Origin of the sequence: Microcoleus sp. PH2017_24_DOB_U_A (assembly GCF_020738205.1) — a bacterium.
Taxonomy (GTDB): Bacteria; Cyanobacteriota; Cyanobacteriia; order Cyanobacteriales; family Microcoleaceae; genus Microcoleus.
This window is the reverse complement of the sequence record NZ_JAEQCT010000184.1, coordinates 1-5,755: the sequence shown is the minus strand read 5'-3', so window position 1 is coordinate 5,755 and position 5,755 is coordinate 1. Positions and strand designations below refer to the sequence as shown.

Annotated in this window: 5 protein-coding genes; 2 read left to right on the top strand and 3 right to left on the bottom strand. The window is 45.0% G+C overall.

Annotated elements, in window-relative coordinates:
* Positions 1-212: 212 nt before the first annotated feature.
* The gene (locus JGK07_RS32535; protein WP_293226770.1) at positions 213-872 is read right to left on the bottom strand and encodes a hypothetical protein; all 660 of its coding nucleotides are present in this window, start codon (positions 870-872) and stop codon (positions 213-215) included.
* Positions 873-967: 95 nt separating this feature from the next.
* On the opposite strand from JGK07_RS32535, the gene JGK07_RS32530 reads away from it, so the two are divergent.
* On the top strand, positions 968-2,137 hold the full coding sequence (locus JGK07_RS32530; protein WP_293181636.1) for a cysteine desulfurase family protein: 1,170 nt from the start codon (positions 968-970) through the stop codon (positions 2,135-2,137).
* 209 nt (positions 2,138-2,346) lie between these two features.
* Here JGK07_RS32530 and JGK07_RS32525 read toward each other — a convergent pair whose 3' ends face one another.
* Positions 2,347-3,351 carry a glycosyltransferase family 2 protein gene (locus JGK07_RS32525; RefSeq protein WP_293181638.1) on the bottom strand — a complete coding sequence of 335 codons (1,005 nt, stop codon included), beginning with the start codon at positions 3,349-3,351 and terminating at the stop codon, positions 2,347-2,349.
* 129 nt (positions 3,352-3,480) lie between these two features.
* Positions 3,481-4,236 carry a C40 family peptidase gene (locus JGK07_RS32520; RefSeq protein ID WP_293181640.1) on the bottom strand — a complete coding sequence of 252 codons (756 nt, stop codon included), beginning with the start codon at positions 4,234-4,236 and terminating at the stop codon, positions 3,481-3,483.
* A gap of 102 nt (positions 4,237-4,338) precedes the next feature.
* On the opposite strand from JGK07_RS32520, the gene JGK07_RS32515 reads away from it, so the two are divergent.
* Positions 4,339-5,277 (top strand): serine hydrolase, encoded by a 939-nt coding sequence (locus JGK07_RS32515; RefSeq protein WP_293190207.1) that lies wholly within the window; start codon positions 4,339-4,341, stop codon positions 5,275-5,277.
* The last annotated feature ends 478 nt before the right edge of the window (positions 5,278-5,755 follow it).

Sequence of the window (5,755 nt, the reverse complement as noted above, 5' to 3'; positions counted from 1 at the left end):
ATTAGCTATTTAATCTGATCCCTCTTGAGTTTTTAAGCAACAGCTTGCCTGAGATTCAAAGGTGGCTACTTTTAGCTGTACTCATTTTTTAGTCTAAACTACAGTGGTTGAAAGCCGGAACCCTTTGGCCTAGAAATTAAAATCAGACGATTCATTACTCCAATCCTCTTCCTTCTAGGTAGAGGTCGCTGTCAACTGTCAATTGTCAACTGTCAACTGTCAACTGAATTGGCAGCATTTCGATCTTGTAGCTTTTTCATTTCTGCTTGAACTCCCACAGCTAGCTGCAAAGCTTCGTTGAGCAATCGCCCCGGCTGGCTCGATCGATCGCTAATTTGCAGGGCATTCAAAGTTTTTAAATTATTGGCAAACAGTTCTGAGTTAGTATCGACAAATTTTTTGTTTTCCCTGAGAATCCTCTCGGTTTTCAAAGCTCGAACTAAATCCTCTCTGATGAGCTGCAAGGCTTTAATAACTTTTGCGCGATCGCCTATTTTGACGTTCGGATTGCCAGCATCTTCGAGTCGGTCATTAATTTCGATCGCTTTGATTATACCATTATAGCGATCGACATCATCAAAAAGATGGATTAAATCTTGGTTCCGGCTGCACCAAATTTTCCAGGCATCTTCCAAGATCAAACCGGCGATCGCACCCAAGTGCAGGGCCAACCACAACAAATAAGCCCTAGGAAATATCAATACCAGCAGCCAACAGCTAATTAGAACCAAAACAATTAAACTGACTGTTTTTAAAGCTTCGCGGGCAAATTTAGTAGCAGTCGCAGGCCGGTATACGCGATCGGGCCCCGCGCCGCTGAGGTGCTTGAGCTCACCGACAGTAATTTCTAATCCCTGAATGTCAGGTCGCATAAATCTTCACAAATATTTGTTAAATATAAAGTTTTGTGGTAGAACAAAGGGCTCGTCTACAATAAACCTAACACCTTTTTAACCAAAACCAAACTATGTCCGCACGTCCTATCTACCTCGACAACCACGCCACAACCCCTGTAGACAAACGAGTAGTTGATGCGATGCTGCCGTATTTTACCGAACAATTCGGCAACGCAGCCAGCATCAACCACGTCTACGGCTGGGAAGCAGAAGCAGCGGTAAAACAGTCACGACAAATCATAGCAGAAGCGATCAATGCCTCTCCCGAAGAAATTGTTTTTACCAGCGGTGCAACGGAAGCAAATAATTTAGCGATTAAAGGCGTCGCTGAAGCCTATTTCAGTAAAGGAAAGCACATTATCACAGTACAAACTGAACATAATGCCATTCTTGATCCCTGTAAATATTTGGAAAAATTGGGGTTTAGCATTACGGTTTTACCTGTGAAAAGCGACGGACTAATTGATATTGGAGATTTGATTAAAGCGATTAAGGCCGAGACAATTTTAGTTTCTGTGATGACGGCTAATAACGAAATTGGTGTGATTCAGCCGATCGCCGAAATAGCAGCAATTTGTCGCGGAAATGACATTTTGTTTCACACGGATGCGGCGCAGGCGATCGGCAAAATCCCCCTCGACGTAGAGGAAATGAACATCGATCTGATGTCTTTGACGGCGCACAAAATCTACGGGCCAAAAGGCATCGGCGCCCTCTACGTGCGACGCAACAAGCCGAGAGTCCAACTAGCCCTACAAATGCACGGAGGAGGCCACGAACGGGGAATGCGATCGGGTACTCTCTACCCACCGCAAATAGTCGGATTTGCTAAAGCAGTAGAGTTAGCAATTTCGGAAATGGAGGTGGAAACAGCACGAGTTGTAAATTTGCGGCAGCATTTGTGGGAAAATTTGAGTGGATTGGGTGATGTTGTGATGAACGGTCACGCGACGAAGAGATTGCCGGGGAATCTTAATATTAGTGTAGGCGGTGTTGACGGTCAAGCACTGCTGTTGGGTTTGCAACCGGCGGCGGCGGTGTCTTCGGGTTCTGCTTGTACTTCGGCGAAAATATCTCCTTCTCATGTTTTAGCAGCGATCGGGCGATCGGACAAATTAGCCTACGCCTCAATTCGCTTTGGGATTGGTCGGTTCAATACTGCTGCTGAAATAGATGCAGTGTCTCAACACGCGATCGCAACTATTCAATCTCTCCGACAAGCTCAAAAAGTCATGAGTTAAATATAATACCTTGTCCGGGCGATCGACTACAATAAAATTGGTTTGTAGTGAGGACTTCAGTCCTTTGATTTTTGCGGACTAAAGTCCTCACTACAAACCTGTTGATTGCGGTTTGTAGTGAGGACTTCAGTCCTTTGATTTTTGCGTACTAAAGTCCTCACTACAAACCTGTTTACAGGACTAAATTTTATTCAATACAAATCAATGTCTTATTTAGAACCAAACACCTCACGGACTCTATAAATCGGTTTTCCCTGAGACTCGTGATAAGTCCGCATCATGACTTCCGCCAACAAACCAAAACAAAATAACTGCACGCCAGTCAACAACAACACCACAGCCAAAATCAGCAAAGGACGATTGCCAATAATTTGACCGAAACCCAATTTGAGGACTGTCAAATAAATCCCTAAAACCGTTCCCAATGCCATCGAACTCATTCCCAAAAGTCCAAAAACGTGCATCGGTCGAGTCAGGAACTTCTTCATAAAAGAAATAGTCAACAAATCCATCAATACTCGAAAAGTCCGCCAAATCCCGTACTTGCTTTGACCGAAACGGCGCGCGTGATGTCGCACCGGAATCTCTGCAATTCTCGCGCCTTCAATAAACGCCAAAGCCGGCAAAAATCTGTGCAACTCCCCGTAGAGATTTAAGTCTGCAACTAACTCAGATTTATAAGCTTTCAAAGAACAACCGTAGTCGTGCAAAGTTACGCCCGTAACGCGACCAATTAACCAGTTAGCAATTTTAGAAGGAATCAGGCGGCTGATAGTATTGTCTTGCCTATTTTTGCGCCAACCGCTAACTAAATCGTAGCCTTCATTTAACTTGTCCAGCAACATCGGAATATCAGCAGGGTCATTTTGCAAATCGCCGTCTAGGGTAACAATAGCACGGCCTGTCGCGCGATCGAAGCCAGCGGACATGGCAGCAGTTTGCCCGTAATTGCGGCGCAAAAGCACAGCACAAAGGTCATCGCGACTACCGGCTAGCTGCTTGAGAAGGTCAGCAGAATTGTCCGACGAACCGTCATCTACACAGATAATTTGATAGCTAAGTCCAGATGGTTGAATCGCAGAGGCGATCGCCTCAATCAGATGAGGCAAACTTTCCACCTCATTATACACTGGCACCACGACCGAAACGTCGATCGCCACCTCAGTTGCAGCCTGCTGTTCAGCCAATTTTTCCAAAAATAATGCAGCGTCCATTGTTTTGTTAGATAACATCAGTTGTCATTAGTCATTAGTCAGCAGTCAGCAGTCATTAGTCATTAGTCAGCAGTCAACTGTCATTAGTCAGCAGTCAACTGTCAACTGTCAACTGTCAACTGTCAACTACTAACTAGGTTGATAACTTGCCACAACTTTACCATATCCGCGCAATTGCTGGTAATAAGCCCGACTGACTGCATCCCCATCATCCGACAAAACATCGATACCAATACCATCGCGACCTTGAGTTTTTCCCGAACTGTGAATGTAGCGATTTTCTCCGATATACAATCCTACATGAGTGGCTTTTTCCGGCGTACCAAAAAATACTAAATCTCCCGGATCTACATCGCTAACACTAATAATAGATGTAGTAAAAGCTTCTTGCTGGTAAGCATCCCTCGGCAACCAGATTCCCGCAGCCACAAAAGCAGCTTGCATCAATCCCGAACAATCATAATTTGGCCCGACTGTACCGCCCCAAAGGTAATAATTGGATTGGTGCATCGCCTCGCGAGTAAAAGTAATTGCGATCGACAATTTATCCCTAATTTGGGCTTCAGAAAGCACCAGAGGATGATACACTGTTTCTGTGACTTCGAGCAACTCAATATCTCGAAGATCCAGCCATCCCGGATAATCGTCTTCGCACAGCCGCACCATCACAGCCGTTGTATCCCCCTGCACAAGGGAATCTATGCCATCTCTCCCCCCCTTGTAGCGGTGCCCCCGTGCCCGCCCTGGCTGGGGGGGGTCAAAAAAAAGCAAATGTCGCCCCTGCGCCGCTTGAGTCGCCAATCGATCGCACTTTGGGGAATCGTAAATATTTATGTGCGATCGCGCCCGATACTCCACACCATCAGATAATTGATAATTGACCATTGCTAATTGCTAATTATTTGCTATTAATTGTTCGCACTTAACGATTTATTGCCATTAGCCAACCGCCAACCGCCGTTAATCGTCAGCAGTCAACCATTAACCATGACATTTTTCCACAAAGACGAACAATTAGAAACCCTCGGCAGTAGCATTATAGATGCAGTCCAGGCAGAATTTACTGGATTGAAGGGCGATCGTACAGCAGTAACCTGGATAGTCTACGATCCGCCAGTGCGAGTCAACACAGGTGGCGCCCTAAGTCCACAAGAATTTTGGAAATATCAACCGCGAGGTTTTAGCGCCAGGGCTTCCGAACGAATTTATCCCGCCAGCATCGTCAAACTATTCTACCTTGTTGCCATCTGGGAATGGACACAAAAAGGCATGATTCAAACATCGCCAGAATTAGAACGCGCCGTCCGAGATATGATTGTTGACTCCAGCAACGACGCCACCAGCTTAGTAGTAGACGCCCTCACCGGCACCACCAGCGGCCCCGAATTATCACCAGGCCCCTTTGAAACTTGGAAACAGCAGCGAAATCTCATCAACCGTTACTTTCAATCATTAGATTGGCCGGAATTACAAAACATTAACGCCAATCAAAAAACCTGGTGCGACGGCCCCTACGGTCGCGAGCGAGCATTTCTGGGAGAATTAATGGAAAATAGGAATATGCTGACTACAAATGCAGCGGCGCGTTTGCTGCATACTATCATCGGTGGCGTAGCTGTTTCTGCACAAGCGTCGCAAGATATGATGGGTTTGATGAAACGCAGTTTAGAACCAGCAGCATTAGAAGCAGATCCCGAAAATCAAGTTACAGGTTTTTTAGGTGGCGGATTGCCAGAAAATACAAAATTGTGGTCAAAAGCGGGGTTGACAAGTCAAGTTCGTCATGATGCTGCTTATATTGAAATACCTGGTTTGCGGCCGTATTTGTTAGTTGTCTTTACCGAGGGGAAAGAGAATAGCAAGAATGAAGAGATTTTGCCTTTTATCTCGCGGCAATTTGTCCAAGCAATGAAGGCACTTGATTAAATTTAGTAGCTGATGGTTGCTGCTAAATAGATTCAAATACAGTATGGATTCGGGCAGAGAAATGGTAATTTTGTTTTCGTTAGTTTAAGGTAATTTCCCCCTTGGGCTAAGGTACGTAGTTGCGCTTCAGCGCTCTTTCCTAATCTTATAAATAGCGCTGAGCATTACTTAATCAGGGTTAGGAAAATGGATAACTTGAAAATTCAGCTATAGCGGATCTAGCTCTCATATGAGGTATGTTGTTGGGCTTCAGCCCTCTTAGTCTAAGCGGTTATCGAGCTGTCAGTTATACCTCATCTTTTTGAAAAAGGCTATATATTCACTGACTGGTTTGTTTTATTTTTTTACCTTGAGTCCTTTATGCTTTAAATTAGCAATGCCGGAGCGCTCAAGCGCAACTACGTACCTTTTTTGTCTGTCCTTTATGCTTTAGATTAGCAATTCCGGAGCGCTCAATCGCAACTACGTACCTTTTTTG